We start from the raw sequence: 20,744 nt of genomic DNA, 5'->3' as shown, positions 1-20,744 counted from the left end.
TAGCCCCCCAGCGCCCCCTCCGGTTCGGTCCGGCCGCCAGTCTTGAAGTAGTGGCGGGCATGGGCGTGGAGTTCGCTGCGCGACAGCCGCGCCAGCGCACGCATGTCCGCGTTGTTCTGCGTCACGACGCCGGCGCTACTCGCCGTCGGCGGCGTCGTCGCCGTACATGCGCTCCGGCGGCACATCGCCGTCGTACACGTCCTTCAGTCGGTTCTCGAGGTAGTAGCCGCGCAGGAAGGCGTAGGGGTCGAACTGCTGTTCCAGCGTGTCCTCGAAGCCGAGCAGGCTCGCGCGATAGTTGAGCAGTTCGAGACCGCGCAGACCCCAGATGATGTACTGGTAGTCGTCGTCGATATCGTCGAGGTAGTCGATCGGATAGAGGAACTGATCACCGAGATCGCCCACGAAGTCGCGCCCGGTGCTCGGCCCCAGGAAAGGCAGCACCAGATACGGGCCCTGGCCGAGCCCCCAGTAGCCGAAGGTCTGGCCGAAATCCTCCTCGGGCTCGTCGATCTCCAGCGCACTGGCGACATCGAACAGGCCGGCGACACCGGCCGTGGAGTTGATCATGAAGCGCCCGAGGGCGACGTTGAACGAGTCGAACTTCAACTGCAGCGCACTGTTGACGATGGTGATCGGCATGCGCGCGTTGTCGAAGAAATTACCGACGCTGGTCTGCACCCGATCCGGGGTGACCGTGTCGTAGCCGCGGGCCGCGGGCTGCAGCACGTACTGATCGGCCTTGTCGTTGAACTGATAGACCGCGCGGTTGACCGGCTCGATCGGATCCCAGGGATCCGACGGCGGGCTGTGCACGCAGCCGCCCAGCGCGAGCAGCGCGAGCGGGCCGAGGAGCGTGAGCAGACGATGCGGCAGGGTCTGGGGCATGGCGTGTCTCGTGGCGATGCGGCCTACTTGAGGCCGCGGTAGTGGCTGAGCAGTTCGGTCAGTGAATGTTCGGGTTCGAAGTCGAAGGTCCGGGCGAACAGGCTGCCGTCGATGATGACCGCATACTTGAAGAAGTCGATCAGATAGTCCGGCGGCGCATAGCGCCCGAGCGCCCGAACCGCTCGCCGGGCCAGCGCCGGCGGCACCGAGGGCAGAAACAGCCGCCGGCAGCCGGCCTGCTGAAGGGCATCCTGATACGCCACATAGTCGTCAGGCGCGACATTGTATACGCCCGGATGGTTGCGCTCGAACGAGCGCACCACGGCGCGGGCCATGTCCTCCACGTGAATGAACTGCATCAGCGGCGAGAAGCCGAACAGACAGGGCGCGACCGGCTGCGAGAGCATGCGGCTGATCTCGTTGTTGATGCCCGGGCCCGCGATGTTGCACGGGCGCAGAATGCTGATGTTGAGCTCGGGATGCTTGTAGAGATGGATGTTGAACAGGTTCTCGAGCTCGACCGCATCGACCACCTCGCGCATCAGGTTGGCCGCGCGCATGGGGTACTCCTCGTCGATGAGCGAGGGGTTGCGCGCATCCGCGCCGTAGACGTGGTACGTCGACAGCGCTATCACCTGCTCGACCCCGTACTTCAGCGCGAGGCGCAGCAGTCGCGCGGTACCCACCACGTTGGCCGAATAGCGCCGGTTGCGGGTGGACTGGGTGAAACGGATGCGGCCCAGATGGATGATGGCCATGAAGCCGTGTTCGCGGAAGACGTCCTCGAAGGGGCGGGTGTTGAAATCCACCACATAGTCGACGGTGTCCGGATACTCGGCCTGCACGCCGCGAAACTCGACCCCGACGACGTCGTAGTGCTCGCGCAGCAGCGCGATGACGTGCTGGGCCAGCGCCCCGGCCGCGCCGGTGACCAGCACCTTGCCGCGGGTCTCGCTGCCGATGCCGTTGCCCGCCGGACGGGCCTGGGCCTCGGCTTCGGTGCGCCGGCGTGCGGGCGTCTTGCGGCGTACGGTCTCCGACGACGCGGCCGCGGACGCCCCGCGCCGCGCCGGCTGCTTGCGCTTGCCGTCGCTCATCAGAAGATGCTCTTGCGCTGGGCGATGCCGGTGTCGATGAGGTCGCGGATGGCGTCCTTGACCTCCTCCACGCGCCATTCGACGTCCTGCTCGTTGCGCGCGTCGTTGGCGAAATGCATGGGCCGGCCGAAGTTCAGAAACACCCGCGCCGGCAGCGGCACGAGCGGCGCGAGCGGGAAATAGGGCATGCCGAGCATGCGCGCCAGCGGCTTGATGTCGACCAGCGAGGGCATGGTCTCCTCGCAGCCGACGACACCCACCGGCACGATGGGCGTGCCGTGCTCCATGGCCAGATGCATGAAGCCGTGGCCGAAGCGCTGCAGCTGGTAGCGCAGCCGATACGGCTTGCCCGAGCCGCGGATCCCTTCGGGGAAGACCACGATGGCCTCCTCGCGCTCGAGCATCTTGGCGCAGTTCTTCGGATCACCGATGACGCCGCCGACCGAATTCATCCAGTTGCCCAGAAACGGCACGGAGGGAAACCAGCGCTCGATCATCGAACGCGGCAGGCGCGCGTCCTCGGCCTTGTTGGCGACGGCGAAGCTGACCATGACGCCGTCCATCGGCAGCTGGCCCGAATGATTGCCCACGATCAGCAGGCGCCCGGATCCGGCGACGTTCTCGAGGCCGTGCGCGCGGACCCGAAAATAGTGCTCGTAGAGCCAGCGCACCGCCGTGAAGGTGATCTTGGCGGTATCCGGGTTCAGTCCCCAGGGGTCGTAGCCCTGACTGCCGATATTGTGCTTGGGCAGCGCATCGACGATTTCGTCGACCTCCCGGCTCACCGTCCGGGGTTTTAGAAACTGCCGGGTGCGCATCTGACTCCTCGCACACGGGCGCGCGCACGCGGCGGCCCGTCTATGGTTTTACACTCCGCCCTGTCCCTTGAGCTTAGCACGCACGATGCCGTCATCCGCAGACCCGCCGCCGCCCGAATCCGGCGCCACCGATCGCGCCGGGCGCGACCGGATCCACACCCTGCCGATCGAACGGATCGCACCGGGCGACAGCCAGGCGCGCAGCCGTTTCGACGACGATGCGCTCGCCGAGCTGGCCGCCTCGATCGAGGCCTCGGGCGTCATCCAGCCCGTGGTGGTGAGCGGCTCGCCGACCGCAGGCTACCGGCTGCTGGCCGGCGAACGCCGCTGGCGGGCCGCCCAGCGGGCCGGGCTGGCCGAGATCCCGGCGATCGTACGCAACGATCTCGGCGCCGGCGAGGCCGCCGTGCTGGGCCTGATCGAGAATCTCCAGCGCGAATCGCTGGGGGTGATGGACACCGCTCACGGCCTGGCGCGGCTGGCCGCCGAACACGGCCTGACGCACGAAGCCATCGCCGGCCGCATCGGCAAGTCGCGCGTTTATGTCACCAATTTCCTGCGCCTGCGACAGCTGGCCGAACCGGTCCAGGCGCTACTCGATGCCGGCCGTCTCAATCTCGGTCACGCCAAGATCCTGGCCGGGCTCGAGCCGCCGCGTCAGATCGAACTGGCGCGCACCGCGGCGGCCCGCTCGCTGAGCGTGCGCAGCCTGGAGCGGGCCGCGCGCGCGGCGGACACGCCGGCACCGACGGCCCCGGCCGGTGGCAGCGACATGGCGGAACTGGAAACGCGCCTGGCCGAACACGTCGGCAACGCCGTGCGCATCGATTACGATCCCGACCGGCGCCGCGGCGAACTGCGCATCACCTTCCATGACCTGGACGAGTTCGACGGCCTGCTTGCCCGTCTCGGCTACACCGGCGACGGCTGAGGCGTCAGCGACGATCCCGGGGCGGACGGGTCCGGCCCACCGCGCCCATCAGACCGAAGCCGACGATCACCGCCGCACCCACGCCGATCCACCCCGGCGGCACGCTCAGCATATAGGCGCCGCAGGCGAGCGCCCCGGCCACGACGACCACACCGAGCATGTATAGGGCGAAGTTCGACACGGCGCGCGGCCCGGCGGCCGTCAATCGTCCAGATAGGGGGTATGCAGCGGCGTGTCGGTCTGACGGCTGTAGTAGCGCGCCAGCGCCTCGAGCTGATCGTTGCTCATGTTCTGGACCTGGCCGGCCATGACCGCGTTCTCGCGTTCACCGTCGCGGTAAGCCTTGAGCGAATGCAGGAGATAGTCCTGGTACTGACCGGCGATGATCGGGAAGTTGGGCGTCTGCGCCACGCCGTTCTTGCCGTGGCAGCTGGCACAGGTCTGCGTGGTCTGCGACACCCAGTCGCTGTCGGCGGCCTTGTCCTGACCGGATTCGGACTGCGCCATGAGCGGGCCCGCGGCCAGCGACAGCGCGGCCACGAGGGCGATGCGAGAAAATGCGTGGATCATTCGTCTGCTTCCCGTGCTCAATCCGACTTCTGCTGCGACAGAAAGGCCGCGATGTTCTGGATGTCCTCGTCGCTCAGGCTGGAGGCCTGGGCGTGCATCGTCGAGTGCTCGCGCGCGCCGCTGCGATAGGCTTCGAGCGCCGATACGATGTAGTCCGCGTGCTGGCCGCCGATCTTGGGCACGTGGTACGTGGGATAGGCGTTGGCATACCCGTCGATGCCGTGACAGCCCGCACAGGTATAGAAGCGTTCCTTGCCGGCGACCGGGTCGCCGCCCTCGTCGGACTGAGCCCATGCCGGCGCGGCCAAAACCATGCCACACACGAACACCATCAGGCATTTACGCCAGCTTTGAATCATATGCTCTCCCGGTAACAGCGTGCGCCACGGAGCCCCGGCGCAGCGTTATGCTCTTGTAAATCGCCCGCCGAGTCAATTCACGCCGGTCTCGGCGGCCTCCGCATCGGCGGCGCTGGCCGGCTCGACCAGCCGAGCGGCGCTGGCGTTGAGGTTGAACCCCGAGGCCGCGCCGAGATCACGTTCGTCGAACTGCAGCAGTACGAGCCGCGCCAGCCCCCCGGCGGGCCCGCCCGCCGGGCCCGACCACACCCCGACCCGCGGCTCGCCGGCGGCCAGGCGCGGCAGACCGCCGCCGTAGACGCGTCGCAGCGGCTCCGGCGTCAAGGCGTCCGCGCCGACATCCAACGGCGCCGTACTGAACTGAACGTCGATCCAGCTGCGGCGACGACGCGCAGTGATCGGTGCCAGCCGTTCGGCCGGCAGACGCGAAAGCACGCCGCGGACCAGTGACGCCGCCGCGTGACGGCCGCTGTCGGCCAGCGAACGGCGCGCCACCGGCCCGTGGCCAAGAGACGGCGAGCCTTCGGCATCCGTCAGGCGCAGACAGCTGTCGACATGGGCGCGCAGGCGCAGCGTCTCGCCCCGGGCGTGCGGCGCAGCGGAGAACGCGACGGTCGCGCTCAGCCACGGCCGGCCGCCGTAGGGGTTGGGCAGGCGCAGCTGCAGGCGCGCATCGCGGTTTCTCGGCGCATCCCCATGCCGGCCGGCTCGCGCGCGCAGCCGTGTGCGGATCAGGTTGAACATCGACCGACTCCGCCCGTTCAATAGCGTGTAGCCACTATACTCGAGCAGGACATGATCATGCGCAATGCACGTCGCTATATCGTCACCGGACGCGTTCAAGGCGTGGGCTTTCGGGCCGCGACCGAACGGAGCGCGCGCGAGCTGGACCTGGCCGGCTGGGTGCAGAACCGCCGTGACGGCGGCGTCGAACTGGTGGCCGCCGGCGACGACGCCGCGCTCGATCGCCTCGGTGACTGGCTGGCCGTCGGCCCGTCGATGGCCCGGGTGGATCACGTCGAGGTCGCCCCGGCGGATTCCGACGACGATCTGCCGCAACCGTTCGCGGTGCGCTGACCGTAGCGCATAGAATATGCGCACTACATCAACCGTCGCGCCCGTCCGGCGCATCACTCGTCATGAATGAACGCCCCGATATGAATGAACGCCCCGATACCGCGCTGCCCGGCTGGGCCTGGCTCGGGCTGCCGCTGGTCATCTACTTCAGCCATTATCTGGCACGCGCGCTGCTGGACTTCGCGGTCTACGACCGCTGGGTCCTGCACGAATCGGGGATCACCGAAAAAGCCACCCTGGTGATGCTGGCGCTGGCACTGGTCGGCGGCCTCCTGGCGACACGCTGGGCCTGGCGCCAGGGCGACCGCAAGCTCGTCGCCTTCTTTCTGGTCTTTTGCCTCGGCTGTGTGTATTTCGGCGGCGAGGAAGCCAGCTGGGGCCAGCACATGGCCGGCTGGTCGGCGCCCGAGGAGTGGGCCGAGGTCAACGACCAGGCCGAGACCAACCTGCACAACACCAGCGGAATCGCCGGAACGCTGCTCGATCAGCTGCCCCGCAACCTGCTCGCGATCGCCATGCTGGTCGGCGGCGCCATCCTGCCGCTCGTGCGGCGCGCACGGGGCCTTCGCCACTCGCTGCACTCATTCCGGGGGCTGATCATGCCCGGCTTCGAATGCGTGGCGATCGGCTTCATCGCCCCGCTGGCCTCCATTCCCGAAAAGATTCTCAAGGCCGTCGCCGGCACGGTGCCCGCGCCGCTCGAGATCGAGGCCGGGGAAGTCAAGGAATTGATGTTCGCGGTCTTTCTGGCGATGTACATCGCCGGCGTGCTCGTGCGCATGCGCCGTGCCGGCGCGGCGGCCCCGTCGCCGCACTGATCCGCGACCGACGGACGCGTCGCCGGCTCTTTCGACGAGCGCCCAAAAAGAAGCCCGGATCGGGAGGGCAACCGATCCGGGCCAGGGGGCGGACGTCGCCAGGGGGAGAACGACGCCCTGATCCACGCAGCGGCATGACTCGGGTAGGATGCGCGCTGCGTATTGCAGATCGGTGAGGGGGAGACACCGTCTCTGCGACAGCGGGGTGACCCCGCTGCGTGATGTGAACTATAGGCGTACCGTATCGACTCTGCCAATTGAGTTTCTATTGCCTATGGATAGCGCTGTACTATACAGCGATTATTGCCAGCACAGACAGTAACCTATGACCCCGTGGTGATCTGCCCGGAGCGCCCGATGACTCAACCCGCCGCAACAGCGAACACGCCGACTGCGCAGGAAGCGGCCAAGCGACGCACCTTCGCGATCATCTCCCATCCCGACGCGGGCAAGACCACACTCACCGAAAAGCTGCTGCTGTTCGGCGGCGCGATCCAGCTCGCGGGGACCGTGAAGGGGCGCAAGGCCTCGCGCCACGCCACCTCCGACTGGATGGCGATGGAGCAGTCGCGCGGCATTTCCGTAACCACGTCGGTGATGCAGTTTCCCTATAACGAACGCATCGTCAACCTGCTCGACACTCCGGGCCACGAGGACTTCTCCGAGGACACCTACCGCACGCTGACCGCGGTGGACAGCGCGCTCATGGTCATCGACATCGCCCGCGGCGTGGAGCCGCGCACCATCAAGCTGATGGAGGTCTGTCGCCTGCGCACCACGCCGATCTTCACCTTCATCAACAAGATGGACCGCGAGGGCCGCCCGCCCCTGGAGGTGCTCGACGAGATCGAGGACGTGCTGGGCATCACCTGTGCGCCCATCACCTGGCCGATCGGCATGGGCAGCCAGTTCAAGGGCGTGTATCACCTGCTCGAGGACAAGGTCTATCTCTACGAGGGCTCGGACAACGAGGGCGGCGGCCGCACGGTCACCCTCGACGGCCTCGACGATCCGCGCCTGGCCGAGATTGCCGGGCATTATTACGACGATCTGCTCGAGGAGATCGAGCTCGTGCGCGAGGCCGGCGACGGCTTCGACCTGGAGATGTATCTCGCCGGCGAGGTCACCCCGGTGTTCTTCGGTTCCGCGGTCAACAACTTCGGTATCCGGCCGCTGCTCGACGCCTTCGTCGAGTGGGCGCCCGCGCCGCGTCCGCGCGAGACCCGGGCCCGCGACGTGGCGCCGTCCGAGGACGCGCTGTCGGGCTTCGTGTTCAAGATCCAGGCGAACATGGACCCTCAGCATCGCGATCGGATCGCGTTCATGCGCGTGTGCTCCGGCCACTACGCCAAGGGCATGAAGATGCGCCATCTGCGCGCCGGCAAGGACATCCGCATCAACGATGCGCTCACCTTCATGGCCAATCGCCGCGAGGCGGCCGAGACCGCCTGGCCCGGTGACATCATCGGCATTCACAACCACGGCACCATCGCCATCGGCGACTGCTTCTCCGAGGGCGAGGAACTGGCCTTCACGGGCATTCCGAACTTCGCGCCGGAGTTGTTCCAGCGCGTGGTCCTGCGGGATCCGCTCAAGGCCAAAGCCCTGCACAAGGGGCTCGACCAGCTCTGCGAGGAGGGCGCGACCCAGGTCTTCCGGCCGCTGCACAACAACGACGTCATCCTGGGCGCGGTCGGCACGCTGCAGTTCGACGTGGTCGCCCAGCGGTTGAAGTCCGAATACAACGTCAACGCCGGATTCGAGGCGGTCCAGGTCCATACCGCGCGCTGGATCTACGGCGATGCACGCGAGATCCGGCGCTTTCGCGACCGCATGGACACGGGCGTGGCCGAGGATCACGGCGGCGCGCTGGTCTATCTCGCACCGTCGCGGGTCAAGCTGCAGCTGACCGAGGAACGCTGGCCGGAGATCACCTTCGCGGCGACCCGCGAATTCAACGCCGGTTGAACGCCGCTCAGTCGGCCGCGGTCTGCAGGCCGATGCCGACACGCCCCAGCTGCTCGGCCTCGCGCGCCAGATCCGCGCGCGTCAGCGGCCGTCGGTTCAGCCAGTCGGCGGCACAGAACAGCTGCACGCCGGTCTCACCGGCGCCGAGCCGTACCGGCGGCGCGGCCGCCGGGTCACGGCCGCGATGCAGTATCACCGCCAGACGCAGCACCACCGCCAGACGCCGGGCCAGCGCCTGCCATTCCGTCGGCAGGGCGGCGATGCGGTCTTCGCGGAAACGCCCGCGATGCAGTCGCACCAGCGCGGCCAGCAGGCGCTGATCGTTGCGCGAGAAACCCTGCAGGTCGGCATGGCCGAGAATGTACTCGCCGTGCTTCTGATAGCCCTTGTGCGCGATCAGCAGGCCGATCTCGTGCAGCAGCGCGGCCCAGCGCAGCATGCGCCCGGCGAAGCGCTCGAACCCCGGCGGCGCCGAGTCGCCGAACAGACCGAGCGCGGTGGCGGCCACGCGTTCGCCGTGGGCGGCGTCGACGTGATAGCGCGCCATTGCCGACCGCACGCCCTGCTCGCGGATGTCGCGATCGTGCAGCCGACCCAGCAGGTCGGCGACCACGCCCTCGCGCAGCGCCTTGTCGGAGACCGACATGGCCTTCACGCCCAGGCTTTCGAAGACCGCCGTGAGCACCGCGAGGCCGCCGGGAAAGATGGCGGACCGGGCCTCGGAGACGCCGGGCAGCGACAGCGCGTCCACGCGCCCGGCCTTGATCACCCGGCGCGCCAGCGAGCGCAGATGTGCGGGCGTGATCTCGCCGCCGTCGGCGTCGTCGCCGGCGGCCCGCAGGATCGACTTGATGCTGCCGGAGGAGCCGATCGCCATGTCCCACCCGGCCTCGCGGTAGGCCCGGGCGATCGGCTCCAGCGTCAGCCTGGCATCGAGGACAGCCGCACGCCAGCTCTTGCGGGTGACGCGGCCGTCCGGAAAGAAACGCTGCATCTGCACGACCGCGCCCAGCGAGATGCTCTCGACGAGTTCGGGCTCGCCGCCTTCGCCGATGATCAGTTCGGTGGAGCCGCCGCCGATGTCCACGACCAGACGGCGCGGCCGTTCGCGGCCCAGGTCCCGGACCACGCCGCCGTAGATCAGACGCGCCTCCTCGGCGCCGTAGATGATCTCCACCGGATGCCCGAGCACGCGACCGGCGCGATCGATGAAGTCATCGGCATTGCGCGCACGCCGCAGCGTGTTGGTACCGACGACACGCACATGGTCGCCGGGCAGCCCCGCCAGGCGCTGACCGAAACGGGCGAGACAGGCCAGCGCCGACTCGCAGGCCGCCTCGGACAGCCCCCCGTCGGGGGTCAGCCCCGCCGCCAGCCGGACCGGCTCCTTGAGACGGTCGACGACGTGGTGGGTCTCGCCCTCGGCGCGCACCACGATCATGTGAAAACTGTTCGACCCCAGGTCGACGGCGGCGACCGTCTGCGGCGCGGCCTCGTCGGCGGGGCTTTCCAAGCGTGAACTCATGCGGCTATCTTAGGGACTACCGTTGTCGGGCGCGAGGGCGAAGGATTTTGAGCTACAGGCCGGAAACGTGTGTCGCACACTCGTGTGACATACGCACGACCGTCGCCCGCCACGGCTCCGCGCCGATCCTGGTCGCGCTGGTGGTCGTGCTCGCGCTCGCCGGCTGTGCCGGTCACGACACGCGCCCGGCCGCCCGCGGCCATCATCACGGCGCCGAGGATTTCAGCTGGGGCGCGGCCCGAGCCGGCGCGCAGAACGACCCGGGCGGCGACGCCGCGATCGTCGCGGCGCTGCAATCGCACTACCGGGACTGGGCGGGCGTGCCCTACCGCTACGGTGGCCGCGACCGCAGCGGCATCGACTGTTCCAGCTTCGTGCGGCGTACCCTCGATGCGGTCGAATCGATCGATCTGCCCCGCACCACCGCCGCCCAGGCGCAGCGCGGCGAGGCGATCGGCCGCGGCGATCTCTCGCCGGGCGATCTGGTGTTCTTCCGAACCGGCGGCGGCAACCGGCATGTCGGCATCTATATCGGCGACGGGCGCTTCATGCACGCCTCCACCAGCCGAGGCGTGACGCTGTCCCGCCTGGACAACATCTACTGGCGTCGCCACTACTGGCAGTCGCGACGGATCACGACCGCGCACAACTGATGCGCCCGCCCGTCACAACCCGCCGCGCGGCGGCCGGGTGCCGTCGCGCCCGCGCCGCGACCCGCCGTATGCCGACTCACCCCGGATGAGCACGTCCGAACACGGCGCCGCCGATCCGACGGCCGACGATACGCGAACCCGCCTGTGGCGCGTGATCTTCGGCACCGACACGCCGGCCGGCCGCGTCTTCGACATCGTGCTGATGGCGCTCATCCTCGCCAGCGTCGCCAATCTGATGCTGGTCTCGGTCTCGGCGATCGAGGCACGAATCGGCGGTCTGCTGCACGGCCTCGAGTGGCTGTTCACCCTCGTCTTCAGCATCGAGTACGCGGCACGAATCTACGCCGCGCGGCGCCGCTGGGCCTATATCCGCAGCTTCTACGGCCTCATCGATCTGGTCTCGATCCTGCCGCTGTATCTGGGACTGATACTGCCAGACACGCATTATCTGGTCGCCGTGCGCGTGCTCCGCATCATGCGCATCTTCCGGGTGTTCAAGCTGGTGCGCTATGCCAACGACGCGCGCGTGCTATCGCGTTCGCTCATGCACGCCCAGCGCAAGATCCAGATCTTTCTCGGCATGCTCGCGCTGATCGTGACCGTGCTCGGCGCGGTGATGTACGTGGTGGAAGGCCCGGTGCACGGCTTCACCAGCATCCCGCGCAGCATCTACTGGGCGATCGTGACGATCACGACCGTGGGCTACGGCGACATCTCGCCGAGCACGCCGCTGGGCCAGGCGATCGCCGGGGTCGCGATCCTGGTCGGCTATGCGCTGCTGGCGATCACCAGCGGTGTCATCACCGCGGAGCTGACCAACGAGATCCGCAACGAACGCCAGCGCCGCCAGTGCCCGCACTGCGAGCGCAGCGGCCACGAGATCGACGCCACCTACTGCAAGTTCTGCGGCGGCGACCTGACCGCCGAAGACCCCGAGGAGGACCCGCCGGCGGACGAGGAGCAGGCCGCCTCGCGCGATAAGCTCGATTGAGCCCCCGCGGCGGCGGATAGAGCGGCCACGAAAAAGGCCCGCCGAGACACTCGGCGGGCCTGGTGCTTCAAGGCGTCGCTGCGGACGCCGGCGGGCGCGATCAGGCGCGATCAGGCGCGGGCGCTATCCGCGCGTGCGTCCTCGATCAGACGGTGGGCGACCGAGTTGCGCAGCATCTCGTGCGCCCGTTCGATGGCCCGATCCAGTCCTTCGTGCTGGATCTTGAACTTGCGGTGCGCGCGCGCCTTGAGCTCATCCACGCTCGGAAACTCCGGCAGATCGATCTCGGCCAGATAGGCCTCCGCCGCGCTCCACTTCGTGCGCGCATGCGCCCGCAGGTCGTCGAGCCGATGGCTACCTTCCCAGCGCTGACGGATGTTGGCGCTGATGCGATCGGCCGAGAAGCCTTCCGCGATATAGACCGCGCACTTGTCGATGATCTTCTGCGTCGGCGCCTTCTCGTTGGCGAGAATGGTCTTGGGCGGCTGCCGCAGGTCCCAGACGAGACCCAGCTTCTCGAGCCCCAGCAACAGGTAATAGGTGGTGTCGATCTCCCACCAGAAGAAGCCATTGCGGGCCGTCGCCGGATAGTAGTGATGGTTGTTGTGCCAGCCCTCGCCCATGGTCAGGATCGCCAGGAACCAGTTGTTGCGCGAATCGTCGCCGGTCAGATAGCGCTGACGGCCGATCATGTGGTTCAGCGAATTGACGGTGAAGGTCGCGTGATAGACCAGCACGGTCGACAGCAGAAAGCCCGAGAACAGCCCGGCCCAGCCGCCGACCAGGAAGCACAGCGCCGCCACGATCAGGCCTGGCACGAACTGGTGGCGCTCGATCCAGCGGATCTCCGGATACTTGGAGAAATCCTTGATCAGGTCCATGTCCGGATTGGAACGCGCCTCGCGATAGACCCAGCCCACGTGTGCGTCGAACACGCCGTACTGGCGCGGCGAATGCGAATCGGCCGGCATGTCGGAATCGCGATGGTGTTCGCGGTGCTTGGCGGCCCACCAGAGCGGGCCCTTCTGGAACGCCGCGGCGCCGACGAAGGCCAGCACGAACTGGAAGCCGCGGCTGGTCTTGTAGCCGCGATGCGAGAAGTAGCGGTGGTAGCCGCCGGTGATGGCGAACACCCGCGCCACGTAGAGCCCGACGCAGATCGCGATCGAGGTGGCCGTGAAACCCGTCCACCAGATGCCGATCAGCGCGACGTGCAGCAGCGCGAACGGAATGAATTCGACCCAGTTGAACCGGTCATCCATGTCCGGGTTCGCGGGATATTTCCTGTCTTGGCTCATGGCCTCTCTCGGCTCGTTGGCTGTCTGGACCCGGTGCCGGGTCGGAGTTCGATGCGTGCAGTGCACAACTGTACACAGCAAATCCGAGTATGCGTCAGGTGAGAATGGTTTTCAAGAACGCGGGAGTGGAAACGATACTCCGGCCCGGCTCCACCGCGCCGCCGGGCTTCGCGCCCTGCCACTCGGACCCCGCACGGGCCGCGGCGTTCAATCCAGCGCGGCGAAGTCGAACAGGTCGCGGTCGGGCATCTGCGACGGCGCGACACGCGTCATCGAACGGAATATGCGCTCCGTGCGGCCGGGGTCCTGCGCTTCCCAGTCGGCCAGCATCCCCTTGATGTTCTGACGCTGCAGATTGTCCTGCGAACCGCAGAGATTGCAGGGAATGATCGGATACTGCTGCAGACGGGCGTACTTGTCGATATCGCGCTCGCTGCAGTAGGCCAGCGGCCGGATGACGACGTTGTCGCCGTCGTCGCTTCTGAGCTTCGGCGGCATCGCCGCCATGCGCGCACCGTGGAACATGTTCAGGAACATCGTCTCGACGATGTCGTCGCGGTGATGGCCCAGCGCGATGCGGGTGAAGCCGTGCTCGCGCGCGTGGCTGTAGAGTATGCCGCGACGCAGACGCGAGCACAGGCCGCACATGGTCGCGCCCGACGGCACCTTCTCGGTGACGACGCTGTAGGTGTCGCGCTCGAGAATCCGGTAGTCCACGCCGAGGCCATCCAGATACTCGGGCAGCACGTGCTCGGGAAAGCCCGGCTGCTTCTGGTCGAGATTGACCGCGGTGATCGAGAACGTCACCGGCGCCACGGACTGCAGATACAGCAGCATCTCCAGCATGGTGTAGCTGTCCTTGCCGCCGGACAGACACACCATGATGCGCTCGCCGTCGCGGATCATGCCGTAGTCGGTCACAGCCTGGCCGGTCAGCCGTTTCAGGCGCTTGGCCAGCTTGTTGGCTGCGACCGAACCGGGGGTCAGACCGTCCGGGGGGCGGGTGTCGAGGACCGGGATGCTGCTCATGCGGGACTCGGGCGACGCGGGTCGCATCGGGAAATCAAACGGGCACGGAACGTCATTGTAACCGCCGCGTCCGGCCGCGCCGAAGCGCCGTCGGCACCGCCGGGCTCATGCCTCGGCGCAGAGTGCCCGCATCAGCCGCCGGCTCTCGTTGACATAGTGGCCGCCGAACAGCCGCGCGTGGTTGAGCAGATGATAGAGCTGATAGAGCGGCCGGCGCAGGTGGCGATAGCCCGCAGTCATCGGCCATGCGCCCCAGTAGGCCTCGAAGAACACCGGCGGAAAGCCGCCGAACAGCTCGGTCATTGCGAGGTCGGTCTCGCGGTCGCCGTAATAGACGGCCGGGTCGAAGATCACCGGCGTGGCGTTCGCGTCCATGGCGACGTTGCCGCCCCACAGATCGCCGTGCACCAGCGAGGCCTCGGGCGTGTGGCCGGCGAGCAGCCGGTCCAGCACCGCCAGCAGCGCGTCGCCCTCGCGGGCGAGCTCCGGGTGGGTTGGCGCCAGCGCATCGAGCATCGCGGCCAGCCGGTTCTCGCGCCAGAATTCGCGCCATTCCGGGTGCGGCGCGTTCGCCTGCGGCGAGGTGCCGATGGTGTTGTCGCGGTCCCAGCCGTAGCGCGCCGCCACGATGCCGTGCATGTCGGCCAGCGCTTCGCCCAGCCGGGCGAACGCGGCCGGGGTGGCACGCTGCAGCTCGATGTGTTCGAGCGCGATGAATGCCTGCTCGCCGGCCACGCCGTGGGTGATCGGCTGCGGTACGCGCAGGCCCACCGCCTGGCCGAGCTCGGTCAGGCCCGCGGCCTCGGCGGCGAACATCTCCGCCCGATCCGCGCGATTGAGCTTGACGAAGTAGCCTTCGCCCGCGCCGCTCAGCCGATAGGCCGCGCTGATCGAGCCACCGCCGGCGCGGGCGCGCGTTTCGGCCTCGAAACGCGTGCCGGTGGCTTTGGCGATGGCCGCATCGATCGCGCGCCAGTCGGTCATGCCGCGGCCAGCCCCAGCCGCGATCGCAGCCGGTCGCCGAGACCGACCCGGCGGCAGATCGCGTCCAGGCGCTCGTGGTCGGCGGGCCGCCGACGGATATCGCGCTGTCCGGCGTCGAGATCGAGGTCGGTGACGATGGTCGCCAGCCGTCGCGACAGCCGCGCGCTATCGGCGTGCTCGGCCAGCCGGGTGGCCATCGAGGCGGCGCCGCGCAGCCCGCTGGCCGCCACCGCGCGGTGATCGGCCAGCAGCGTATCGAGATCGCCGAACCGGCCCAGCAGCGCGGCCGCGCTCTTGGCGCCGATGCCGGGCACGCCCGGAATGTTGTCGACCGGGTCGCCGACCAGGGCCAGATAATCGGCGATGGCCGCCGGCGGGACGCCGAACTTCGCCTCGATCGCGGCCGCGTCATAGCGGGTCTCGCGGGCATAGTCCCAGAGCGTGTCAGTCGGGCCGAGCAGCTGCGCCAGATCCTTGTCGGAGGTCACGATCGTGACCGGTGTGTCGGCGCCGGCTGCGAGGGTGCCGATGAGATCGTCGGCCTCGTAGACGGGGCTGGACAGCGTGGCCATGCCCAGGGCCTCGGTGATCTCGCGGCAGGCCGCGATCTGATCGACCAGTGCCTGCGGCGGCGTCTCCCGATTGGCCTTGTAGTCGGCGAACAGCTGATTGCGAAACGAACGCGTCAGCGACTCGTCGAAGGCGGCCGCGGCCTCGCGGTCGTCGATGCCGCCGAGCAGACCGGCCACGAAGGTCGCATAGCCGTGGACGGCGTTGATCGGCTGCCCCCCGGCGCCGGTGAGGCTCGACGGCAGCGAATGAAAGGCCCGGAAGATATATACACTGGCGTCGACGAGCAGCATGCGCTTAGTGTACCGAACGGTGCGCCGCGTCCGCGCGGTGAACCGGCCGAGGCACGCGTGACCCGTTTCCGAAGCAGGATCCATCGATGATGAGCAAGCGAATTCGCATCCGCGCCGTCCTGGCGGCTGCCGCACTCGTGGCCGGCCTCGCCCAGACGGCTGCCGCCGATACCACGCTGACCTATCGCAGCGCCGAGGGCAGTTTCACCGTCGACATGCGCCCGGGCGCGGTGCGCATCGACGACGCCAGCGAACAGTGGCAACTCTATCGGCGCGACAGCGAGGCCATATTCTCGGTCCGCCCGGATGAGCGCACCTACACCCGGCTCGACCGCGACGTGGCCGACACCATCCGACAGCGCATGGACACGCTGCGCGCCGAGGTCGAGACTCGTGTCCAGCAGCTGCCCGAGGGCCAGCGCGCGGCCGCGCGCGCGGCGCTGGTCGACCAGATCCCGGGGCTCGAGCCCTCGCAGCAGAGCGACGTCGGCCTCGATCACACCGGCCAGACCGAAACCGTGGCCGGGGTCGAATGCGAGATCGTCCAGATCGTGCGCGACGGTCAGCCGGGCGAAACGCTGTGCCTGGCCAGCGCCGATGCGCTGGGCGTGGACGACGACACCTTCGCGACGATCAAGTCGATGTTCGCGCTGATGAAAACGATGCTCGCGGGCACCGGACTCGAGACCGTGGGGTTGCCCTATCTCGACCTCGACGGCATGCCCGTGCGCTTCCGGGACGCCGGTACCGGCGAGCGCCGCGTACTCTCGAGCATCAGCCACGAGCCACTCGGCGATGGTCGCTTCTCGATCCCCGACGACTACATCGAACAGACGCCGGCGCAACCCGGGCGCTGAGCCCGGGCCGGCGCCATCCGCGGCCGCGGCGGTCGCTACGAATGCTTCCGCGTTTCAGTTAGACTCGATTCGGCTTGCATGCGGTTAGCGGCATCAGGGGGACAGGCGCGACCCCGCGCTCGTCTGGCTGTCGCGCCGATGATTCATCAGACATAGAACAAGGGAAGACATGAGCGTAAAGATCGCAGTCCCGAAGGAGACGGCCGACGGCGAGACACGTGTCGCCATGGTGCCGAAGGTGGCCGCCAAGCTGGCCAAGATGAACGTCGACATCCGGGTGGCCAAAGGCGCCGGCGAAGGCAGCCGCATCCCGGACGATGCCTACGACGACCCGGTCCAGATCAGCGATCAGGCCGCCGACATCTTCGGCGCCGACATCGTGCTGGGCGTCAACGCGCCGGAACCCAAGCAGATCGGCGAGATGAAGAAAGGGTCGGTGCTGATCAGCTTCGTGCAGGCCCATAACAACCCGGAAACGGTGAAGGCCCTCAACGACGCCGGCGTGACCTGCTTCGCCATGGAGCTGGTGCCGCGCATCACCCGCGCCCAGTCGATGGACGCGCTGTCCTCGCAGGCCTCGGCGGCCGGCTACAAGGCCGCGCTCATGGCCGCCAACGCGCTGGAGCGGTTCCTGCCGATGCTCACCACCGCCGCCGGCACCATCCGCCCGGCCAAGGTGCTGGTCATCGGTGCCGGCGTGGCCGGCCTGCAGGCGATCGCGACGGCCAAGCGCCTCGGCGCCAAGGTCTTCGCCTACGACGTGCGCACCGACACCAAGGAACAGGTCGAGTCGCTCGGCGCCGACTTCCTCATGGCCGAGGGCGTCAAGGCCGAGGCCGAGGGCGGCTACGCGCGCGAGCTCACCGACGAGGAGAAGAAGAAGCAGCAGGACATGCTCGAAAAGAACATGGCCGATGCGGACGCCGTGATCACCACCGCGGCGGTGCCCGGCAAGCCGGCGCCGAAGATCATCTCCGAGGCCATGGTCGACTCGATGAAACCCGGCTCGGTGCTCATCGACCTCGGCGCCTCCGGAGGCGGCAACTGCGAGCTCACCAAGCCGGACGAGGTCGTCACCCACGGCAGCGTCACCATCCACGGTCCGTCGAACGTACCGGCGCTGCTGGCCGAGCACGCCAGCGAGATGTATGCCCAGAACCTGTTCAACTTCCTGCAGCTGATCGTGGTGCCGGAAGCGGGTCAGGAGGACGCCAAGCCGGCGGACAAGACCCACAAGCTCGAGATCGACTGGGATGACGAAGTGCTGGCGAAGTCGGCGCTGACGCACGACGGCCAGATCGTCAACGACGCCGCCAAGCAGGCCCTGGAAGGCAGCGCCTAGCCGCTGCGCCACGCCATACGGGAACCATCGGGAGACACGCTGTGATCACAGGTTTTGTCGCACTCTATATCTTCATGCTCGCGGCCTTCACCGGCTACGAGATCATCGGCCGCGTACCGGCCATTCTGCATACCCCGCTCATGTCGGGATCCAACTTCGTGCACGGGATCGTGCTGGTCGGCGCCATGGTCGCGCTCGGCCATGCCGACGGCTTCTGGGAGACGCTGATCGGCTTCATCGGCGTGATCCTCGCTGCGGGCAACGCGGTCGGGGGCTATGTCGTGACCGAGCGCATGCTCGACATGTTCAAGTCCTCCAAGGACTGATCCGCGCCACCCGCACGCTGAACCGATAACACGAAAGGGTTACCGAATATGAGTTTCTGGGAATTCACAGTCGACGCGAGCTATTTCATCGCGGCCGTCCTGTTCATTGTGGGCCTCAAGCGCATGGGCTCGCCGAGAACCGCCAAGAGCGGCATCAAGTGGGCCGGCATCGGCATGGTCCTGGCCACCGTCGTCACGCTCTGGCACCCGGCCATGGAGGCCGGCTTCTTCCGCTACGTCCTGATGCTGCTGGCCATCGGCATCGGCGGCGCGGGCGCCTGGTACACGGGCAAGAAGGTCGAAATGACGGCCATGCCGCAGATGGTCGCGCTGTACAACGGCATGGGCGGCGGCGCCGCCGCGGCCATCGCGCTGGTGGAGATGTACTCCGGCTCCGCCTTCCATCACGGCGCCACAGTGCTCACCCTCGCGGTGGTGGGCGCCCTGATCGGCGGCGTGTCGTTCTCGGGTTCGCTGATTGCCTGGGCCAAGCTCGAAGGCAAGATGAAAAAGACCATCCGCCTGCCCGGCCAGCAGATGATCAACGGCGGCGTGGCCCTGCTCACCGTGATCCTGGGCATCTGGATCATCGCCTCGAGCGGCAGTGCGCCCGTGCTCGTGACGATCTTCTTCCTGCTGTCGCTGGCCTTCGGCGTGCTGCTGACCAACCCGATCGGCGGCGCCGACATGCCGGTGGTCATCTCCATGTACAACGCCTTCACCGGCCTGGCCGTGGCCTTCGAGGGCTTCGTGCTCGGCAACGCGGCGATGATCATCGCCGGCACCGTGGTCGGCGCGGCCGGCACGCTGCTGACGCTGCTCATGGCCAACGGCATGAACCGCTCGATCTCGAACGTGCTCTTCGCCGGCTTCGGCGTCGACGACGGCGCCGAGGCCGAGGGACCGGAAGGCGAGATGAAGTCGGTCGAGGCCTTCGACGCGGCCGCCTCGTTCGCCTATTCGGACAGCCTGATCATCGTGCCGGGCTACGGTCTGGCCGTGGCCCAGGCCCAGCACAAGCTCTGGGAGTTCGTGCAGATGCTCCAGAAGGAGCACGATGTGGACGTCAAGTTCGCCATCCATCCGGTGGCGGGCCGCATGCCGGGGCACATGAACGTGCTGCTGGCCGAGGCCGGGGTGCCCTACGACCTGATCTTCGACCTGGAAGAGATCAACGCCGAGTTCCCCAACGCCGACGCCGCACTCGTGATCGGCGCCAACGACGTGGTCAACCCGGCCGCGCGCACCGACGAATCCAGCCCGATCTACGGCATGCCGATTCTGGACGTCGACAAGGCCCGCGAGTGCTACGTGGTCAAGCGCGGCAAGGGCACGGGCTTCTCCGGCGTGCAGAACGCCCTGTTCTTTGGCGACAACACCCGCATGGTGTTCGGCGACGCCAAGCAGGTCTGCACGGATCTGGCCAACGGGCTCAAGCAGATCTGACCCGGCCCCGGCCGAGCGACGGAAAAGAGCCGCCTCCGGGCGGCTTTTTTCTGTCCGCTGCCGCCCGCGCATGCACGAGATCGAACCCCTGATCACGGCCCTCGCCGGCCATCGCCCGAGGCGGCGGCGACTGCGCCGCCGGCTCAAGCGCGCGGCAGTCGCCGCCATCCTGCGCGAGACCGGCCAGGGCGTGGAAGTGCTGCTGGTGCAGCGTGCCCGCCGCCGCGGCGACCCGTGGTCGGGCGACATGGCGCTGCCCGGCGGCCGGATCGACGGCGTCGACGCGGCCAGCGCATCGCGCGCGGCCTGTCGCGAGACCGAAGAGGAAACCGGCCTGCGGCTCACGCGCCGAAGCGGCATCGGCCGTCTGTCGGACCGTCTGACGCTGGATCACCGGCGGCGGGCACCGATGATCGTCTCGCCCTTCGTCTACCGCGCGCCGGCCGATACGGGCATCCGCGCGAACCACGAGATCGCGGGGACCCACTGGCTGCCGCTCGCCCGGCTCGACGAGAACGGCCACCGCGATATCCTGCACTGGCGGATCGGTGGCCTCACCGTCCGGATGCTCTGCCACGACTGCGGCGAGGGACGTCGGCTCTGGGGGCTGACGCTCGCGATCCTCGACGAACTCGTCGCCCTCGGCCGGTGAACGCCGCGGCGCTGACGGGCACGCCGAGCCCTACGCGACGAGAGGGTCGGTTTTTCAACAACCTGCGGCCGGTTATCCACACGACGAACGCAGAGGCGCCGCCTGTGTGGACTCGAAACGCAGCGCTGCACTGCAAAAAAAACCAGCGCAATGGCTTGATTTGAAAATTTATTTATGTTGACTTCATTTTCACTGCGGTTCATTAGATCGAGGCTATGATCGCAGTGCGACAAAACCATCCACTAACTTATC

Annotated in this window: 23 protein-coding genes; 11 read left to right on the top strand and 12 right to left on the bottom strand. The window is 67.9% G+C overall.

Annotation, left to right across the window (positions count from 1 at the left end; genetic code table 11):
- Positions 1–135 precede the first annotated feature (135 nt).
- From SAOR_RS06110 to SAOR_RS06100, 3 genes are read right to left on the bottom strand one after another with little or no spacing between them, the layout of a single operon-like run.
- Positions 136–888, bottom strand: a complete 753-nt coding sequence (locus tag SAOR_RS06110) for an MlaA family lipoprotein (protein ID WP_123630650.1) — start codon at positions 886–888, stop codon at positions 136–138.
- Between the two features lie 23 nt (positions 889–911).
- Positions 912–1,985, bottom strand: coding sequence for an NAD-dependent epimerase/dehydratase family protein (locus SAOR_RS06105; protein ID WP_123630649.1), 1,074 nt, complete (start codon positions 1,983–1,985; stop codon positions 912–914).
- Positions 1,985–2,803, bottom strand: coding sequence for a lysophospholipid acyltransferase family protein (locus SAOR_RS06100; protein ID WP_123590770.1), 819 nt, complete (start codon positions 2,801–2,803; stop codon positions 1,985–1,987). Before SAOR_RS06100 ends, SAOR_RS06105 begins: the two co-directional genes overlap by 1 nt.
- 85 nt (positions 2,804–2,888) lie before the next feature.
- On the opposite strand from SAOR_RS06100, the gene SAOR_RS06095 reads away from it, so the two are divergent.
- A complete protein-coding gene (locus SAOR_RS06095; protein WP_123590771.1) occupies positions 2,889–3,734 on the top strand; it encodes a ParB/RepB/Spo0J family partition protein in 846 nt (281 codons plus the stop codon).
- A 4-nt stretch (positions 3,735–3,738) separates the two neighbouring features.
- Here the strand turns inward: SAOR_RS06095 and SAOR_RS16770 are convergent, their stop codons facing one another.
- From SAOR_RS16770 to SAOR_RS06080, 4 genes are all read right to left on the bottom strand, one after another.
- Positions 3,739–3,915: a hypothetical protein gene (locus tag SAOR_RS16770; RefSeq protein WP_184947499.1), complete on the bottom strand. Its 177-nt coding sequence runs from the start codon at positions 3,913–3,915 to the stop codon at positions 3,739–3,741.
- A gap of 20 nt (positions 3,916–3,935) precedes the next feature.
- Positions 3,936–4,304 carry a c-type cytochrome gene (locus SAOR_RS06090; RefSeq protein WP_123590773.1) on the bottom strand — a complete coding sequence of 123 codons (369 nt, stop codon included), beginning with the start codon at positions 4,302–4,304 and terminating at the stop codon, positions 3,936–3,938.
- A 17-nt stretch (positions 4,305–4,321) separates the two neighbouring features.
- The gene (locus SAOR_RS06085; RefSeq protein ID WP_123590774.1) at positions 4,322–4,663 is read right to left on the bottom strand and encodes a c-type cytochrome; all 342 of its coding nucleotides are present in this window, start codon (positions 4,661–4,663) and stop codon (positions 4,322–4,324) included.
- Positions 4,664–4,735: 72 nt separating this feature from the next.
- Entirely contained in the window at positions 4,736–5,407 is a 672-nt protein-coding gene (locus SAOR_RS06080; protein WP_123630648.1) for a hypothetical protein, read from the bottom strand.
- 57 nt (positions 5,408–5,464) lie between these two features.
- On the opposite strand from SAOR_RS06080, the gene SAOR_RS06075 reads away from it, so the two are divergent.
- The 3 genes from SAOR_RS06075 to SAOR_RS06065 all read left to right on the top strand — a co-directional run bounded on the left by SAOR_RS06075 (position 5,465) and on the right by SAOR_RS06065 (position 8,526).
- On the top strand, positions 5,465–5,740 hold the full coding sequence (locus SAOR_RS06075; RefSeq protein WP_123630647.1) for an acylphosphatase: 276 nt from the start codon (positions 5,465–5,467) through the stop codon (positions 5,738–5,740).
- A gap of 80 nt (positions 5,741–5,820) precedes the next feature.
- The gene (locus SAOR_RS06070) at positions 5,821–6,558 is read left to right on the top strand and encodes a hypothetical protein (RefSeq protein ID WP_123630646.1); all 738 of its coding nucleotides are present in this window, start codon (positions 5,821–5,823) and stop codon (positions 6,556–6,558) included.
- A gap of 357 nt (positions 6,559–6,915) precedes the next feature.
- On the top strand, positions 6,916–8,526 hold the full coding sequence (locus tag SAOR_RS06065) for a peptide chain release factor 3 (protein ID WP_123590780.1): 1,611 nt from the start codon (positions 6,916–6,918) through the stop codon (positions 8,524–8,526).
- Between the two features lie 7 nt (positions 8,527–8,533).
- On the opposite strand, the gene SAOR_RS06060 is transcribed toward SAOR_RS06065, so the two are convergent.
- Complete coding sequence (locus SAOR_RS06060; protein WP_123630645.1) at positions 8,534–10,051, bottom strand: Ppx/GppA phosphatase family protein; 1,518 nt, start codon at positions 10,049–10,051, stop codon at positions 8,534–8,536.
- A 125-nt stretch (positions 10,052–10,176) separates the two neighbouring features.
- Between SAOR_RS06060 and SAOR_RS06055 the strand changes: the two genes are divergently transcribed.
- Entirely contained in the window at positions 10,177–10,704 is a 528-nt protein-coding gene (locus tag SAOR_RS06055; protein WP_123591639.1) for an NlpC/P60 family protein, read from the top strand.
- An 85-nt stretch (positions 10,705–10,789) separates the two neighbouring features.
- The gene (locus SAOR_RS06050; protein WP_123630644.1) at positions 10,790–11,695 is read left to right on the top strand and encodes an ion transporter; all 906 of its coding nucleotides are present in this window, start codon (positions 10,790–10,792) and stop codon (positions 11,693–11,695) included.
- Between the two features lie 110 nt (positions 11,696–11,805).
- Here the strand turns inward: SAOR_RS06050 and SAOR_RS06045 are convergent, their stop codons facing one another.
- The 4 genes from SAOR_RS06045 to SAOR_RS06030 form a co-directional block, all read right to left on the bottom strand.
- Positions 11,806–12,993, bottom strand: coding sequence for an acyl-CoA desaturase (locus SAOR_RS06045; RefSeq protein WP_245965408.1), 1,188 nt, complete (start codon positions 12,991–12,993; stop codon positions 11,806–11,808).
- 207 nt (positions 12,994–13,200) lie between these two features.
- Positions 13,201–14,022 (bottom strand): tRNA 2-thiocytidine(32) synthetase TtcA, encoded by an 822-nt coding sequence (gene ttcA / locus SAOR_RS06040; RefSeq protein WP_123591622.1) that lies wholly within the window; start codon positions 14,020–14,022, stop codon positions 13,201–13,203.
- Between the two features lie 105 nt (positions 14,023–14,127).
- Entirely contained in the window at positions 14,128–15,006 is an 879-nt protein-coding gene (locus tag SAOR_RS06035) for a fructosamine kinase family protein (RefSeq protein ID WP_123591623.1), read from the bottom strand.
- On the bottom strand, positions 15,003–15,869 hold the full coding sequence (locus tag SAOR_RS06030) for a 5'-3' exonuclease (protein WP_123630643.1): 867 nt from the start codon (positions 15,867–15,869) through the stop codon (positions 15,003–15,005). Before SAOR_RS06030 ends, SAOR_RS06035 begins: the two co-directional genes overlap by 4 nt.
- A gap of 89 nt (positions 15,870–15,958) precedes the next feature.
- Here SAOR_RS06030 and SAOR_RS06025 point away from each other — a divergent pair, with 89 nt between their 5' ends.
- The 5 genes from SAOR_RS06025 to SAOR_RS06005 all read left to right on the top strand — a co-directional run bounded on the left by SAOR_RS06025 (position 15,959) and on the right by SAOR_RS06005 (position 20,492).
- The gene (locus SAOR_RS06025) at positions 15,959–16,726 is read left to right on the top strand and encodes a DUF4412 domain-containing protein (RefSeq protein WP_185015566.1); all 768 of its coding nucleotides are present in this window, start codon (positions 15,959–15,961) and stop codon (positions 16,724–16,726) included.
- Between the two features lie 169 nt (positions 16,727–16,895).
- Positions 16,896–18,068: a Re/Si-specific NAD(P)(+) transhydrogenase subunit alpha gene (locus tag SAOR_RS06020; protein WP_123630641.1), complete on the top strand. Its 1,173-nt coding sequence runs from the start codon at positions 16,896–16,898 to the stop codon at positions 18,066–18,068.
- A 41-nt stretch (positions 18,069–18,109) separates the two neighbouring features.
- A complete protein-coding gene (locus tag SAOR_RS06015; RefSeq protein WP_123591627.1) occupies positions 18,110–18,394 on the top strand; it encodes an NAD(P) transhydrogenase subunit alpha part 2 in 285 nt (94 codons plus the stop codon).
- Between the two features lie 48 nt (positions 18,395–18,442).
- Entirely contained in the window at positions 18,443–19,840 is a 1,398-nt protein-coding gene (locus tag SAOR_RS06010) for an NAD(P)(+) transhydrogenase (Re/Si-specific) subunit beta (protein WP_123630640.1), read from the top strand.
- A 70-nt stretch (positions 19,841–19,910) separates the two neighbouring features.
- Positions 19,911–20,492, top strand: coding sequence for an NUDIX hydrolase (locus SAOR_RS06005; RefSeq protein WP_123630639.1), 582 nt, complete (start codon positions 19,911–19,913; stop codon positions 20,490–20,492).
- Positions 20,493–20,744 lie beyond the last annotated feature (252 nt).

It is taken from the genome of Salinisphaera orenii subsp. orenii MK-B5 (genome assembly GCF_003788635.1).
Taxonomy (GTDB): Bacteria; Pseudomonadota; Gammaproteobacteria; order Nevskiales; family Salinisphaeraceae; genus Salinisphaera; species Salinisphaera orenii.
Note: the sequence above shows the minus strand (reverse complement) of the source record. Positions and strands in the feature narration are given on the sequence as shown.

Bases quoted from the DNA above. Each gene is read 5' to 3' on its own strand.
- SAOR_RS06005 (WP_123630639.1), top strand. From the start codon at position 19,911: ATGCACGAGATCGAACCCCTGATCACGGCCCTCGCCGGCCATCGCCCG.
- SAOR_RS06050 (WP_123630644.1), top strand. From the start codon at position 10,790: ATGAGCACGTCCGAACACGGCGCCGCCGATCCGACGGCCGACGATACG.
- SAOR_RS06020 (WP_123630641.1), top strand. From the start codon at position 16,896: ATGAGCGTAAAGATCGCAGTCCCGAAGGAGACGGCCGACGGCGAGACA.
- SAOR_RS06100 (WP_123590770.1), bottom strand. From the start codon at position 2,803: ATGCGCACCCGGCAGTTTCTAAAACCCCGGACGGTGAGCCGGGAGGTC.
- ttcA (WP_123591622.1), bottom strand. From the start codon at position 14,022: ATGAGCAGCATCCCGGTCCTCGACACCCGCCCCCCGGACGGTCTGACC.
- SAOR_RS06075 (WP_123630647.1), top strand. From the start codon at position 5,465: ATGCGCAATGCACGTCGCTATATCGTCACCGGACGCGTTCAAGGCGTG.
- SAOR_RS06085 (WP_123590774.1), bottom strand. From the start codon at position 4,663: ATGATTCAAAGCTGGCGTAAATGCCTGATGGTGTTCGTGTGTGGCATG.
- SAOR_RS06025 (WP_185015566.1), top strand. From the start codon at position 15,959: ATGAGCAAGCGAATTCGCATCCGCGCCGTCCTGGCGGCTGCCGCACTC.
- SAOR_RS06035 (WP_123591623.1), bottom strand. From the start codon at position 15,006: ATGACCGACTGGCGCGCGATCGATGCGGCCATCGCCAAAGCCACCGGC.
- SAOR_RS06065 (WP_123590780.1), top strand. From the start codon at position 6,916: ATGACTCAACCCGCCGCAACAGCGAACACGCCGACTGCGCAGGAAGCG.
- SAOR_RS06110 (WP_123630650.1), bottom strand. From the start codon at position 888: ATGCCCCAGACCCTGCCGCATCGTCTGCTCACGCTCCTCGGCCCGCTC.
- SAOR_RS06090 (WP_123590773.1), bottom strand. From the start codon at position 4,304: ATGATCCACGCATTTTCTCGCATCGCCCTCGTGGCCGCGCTGTCGCTG.
- SAOR_RS06045 (WP_245965408.1), bottom strand. From the start codon at position 12,993: ATGAGCCAAGACAGGAAATATCCCGCGAACCCGGACATGGATGACCGG.
- SAOR_RS06030 (WP_123630643.1), bottom strand. From the start codon at position 15,869: ATGCTGCTCGTCGACGCCAGTGTATATATCTTCCGGGCCTTTCATTCG.
- SAOR_RS06105 (WP_123630649.1), bottom strand. From the start codon at position 1,985: ATGAGCGACGGCAAGCGCAAGCAGCCGGCGCGGCGCGGGGCGTCCGCG.
- SAOR_RS06010 (WP_123630640.1), top strand. From the start codon at position 18,443: ATGAGTTTCTGGGAATTCACAGTCGACGCGAGCTATTTCATCGCGGCC.
- SAOR_RS06095 (WP_123590771.1), top strand. From the start codon at position 2,889: ATGCCGTCATCCGCAGACCCGCCGCCGCCCGAATCCGGCGCCACCGAT.
- SAOR_RS06060 (WP_123630645.1), bottom strand. From the start codon at position 10,051: ATGAGTTCACGCTTGGAAAGCCCCGCCGACGAGGCCGCGCCGCAGACG.
- SAOR_RS06080 (WP_123630648.1), bottom strand. From the start codon at position 5,407: ATGTTCAACCTGATCCGCACACGGCTGCGCGCGCGAGCCGGCCGGCAT.
- SAOR_RS06070 (WP_123630646.1), top strand. From the start codon at position 5,821: ATGAATGAACGCCCCGATACCGCGCTGCCCGGCTGGGCCTGGCTCGGG.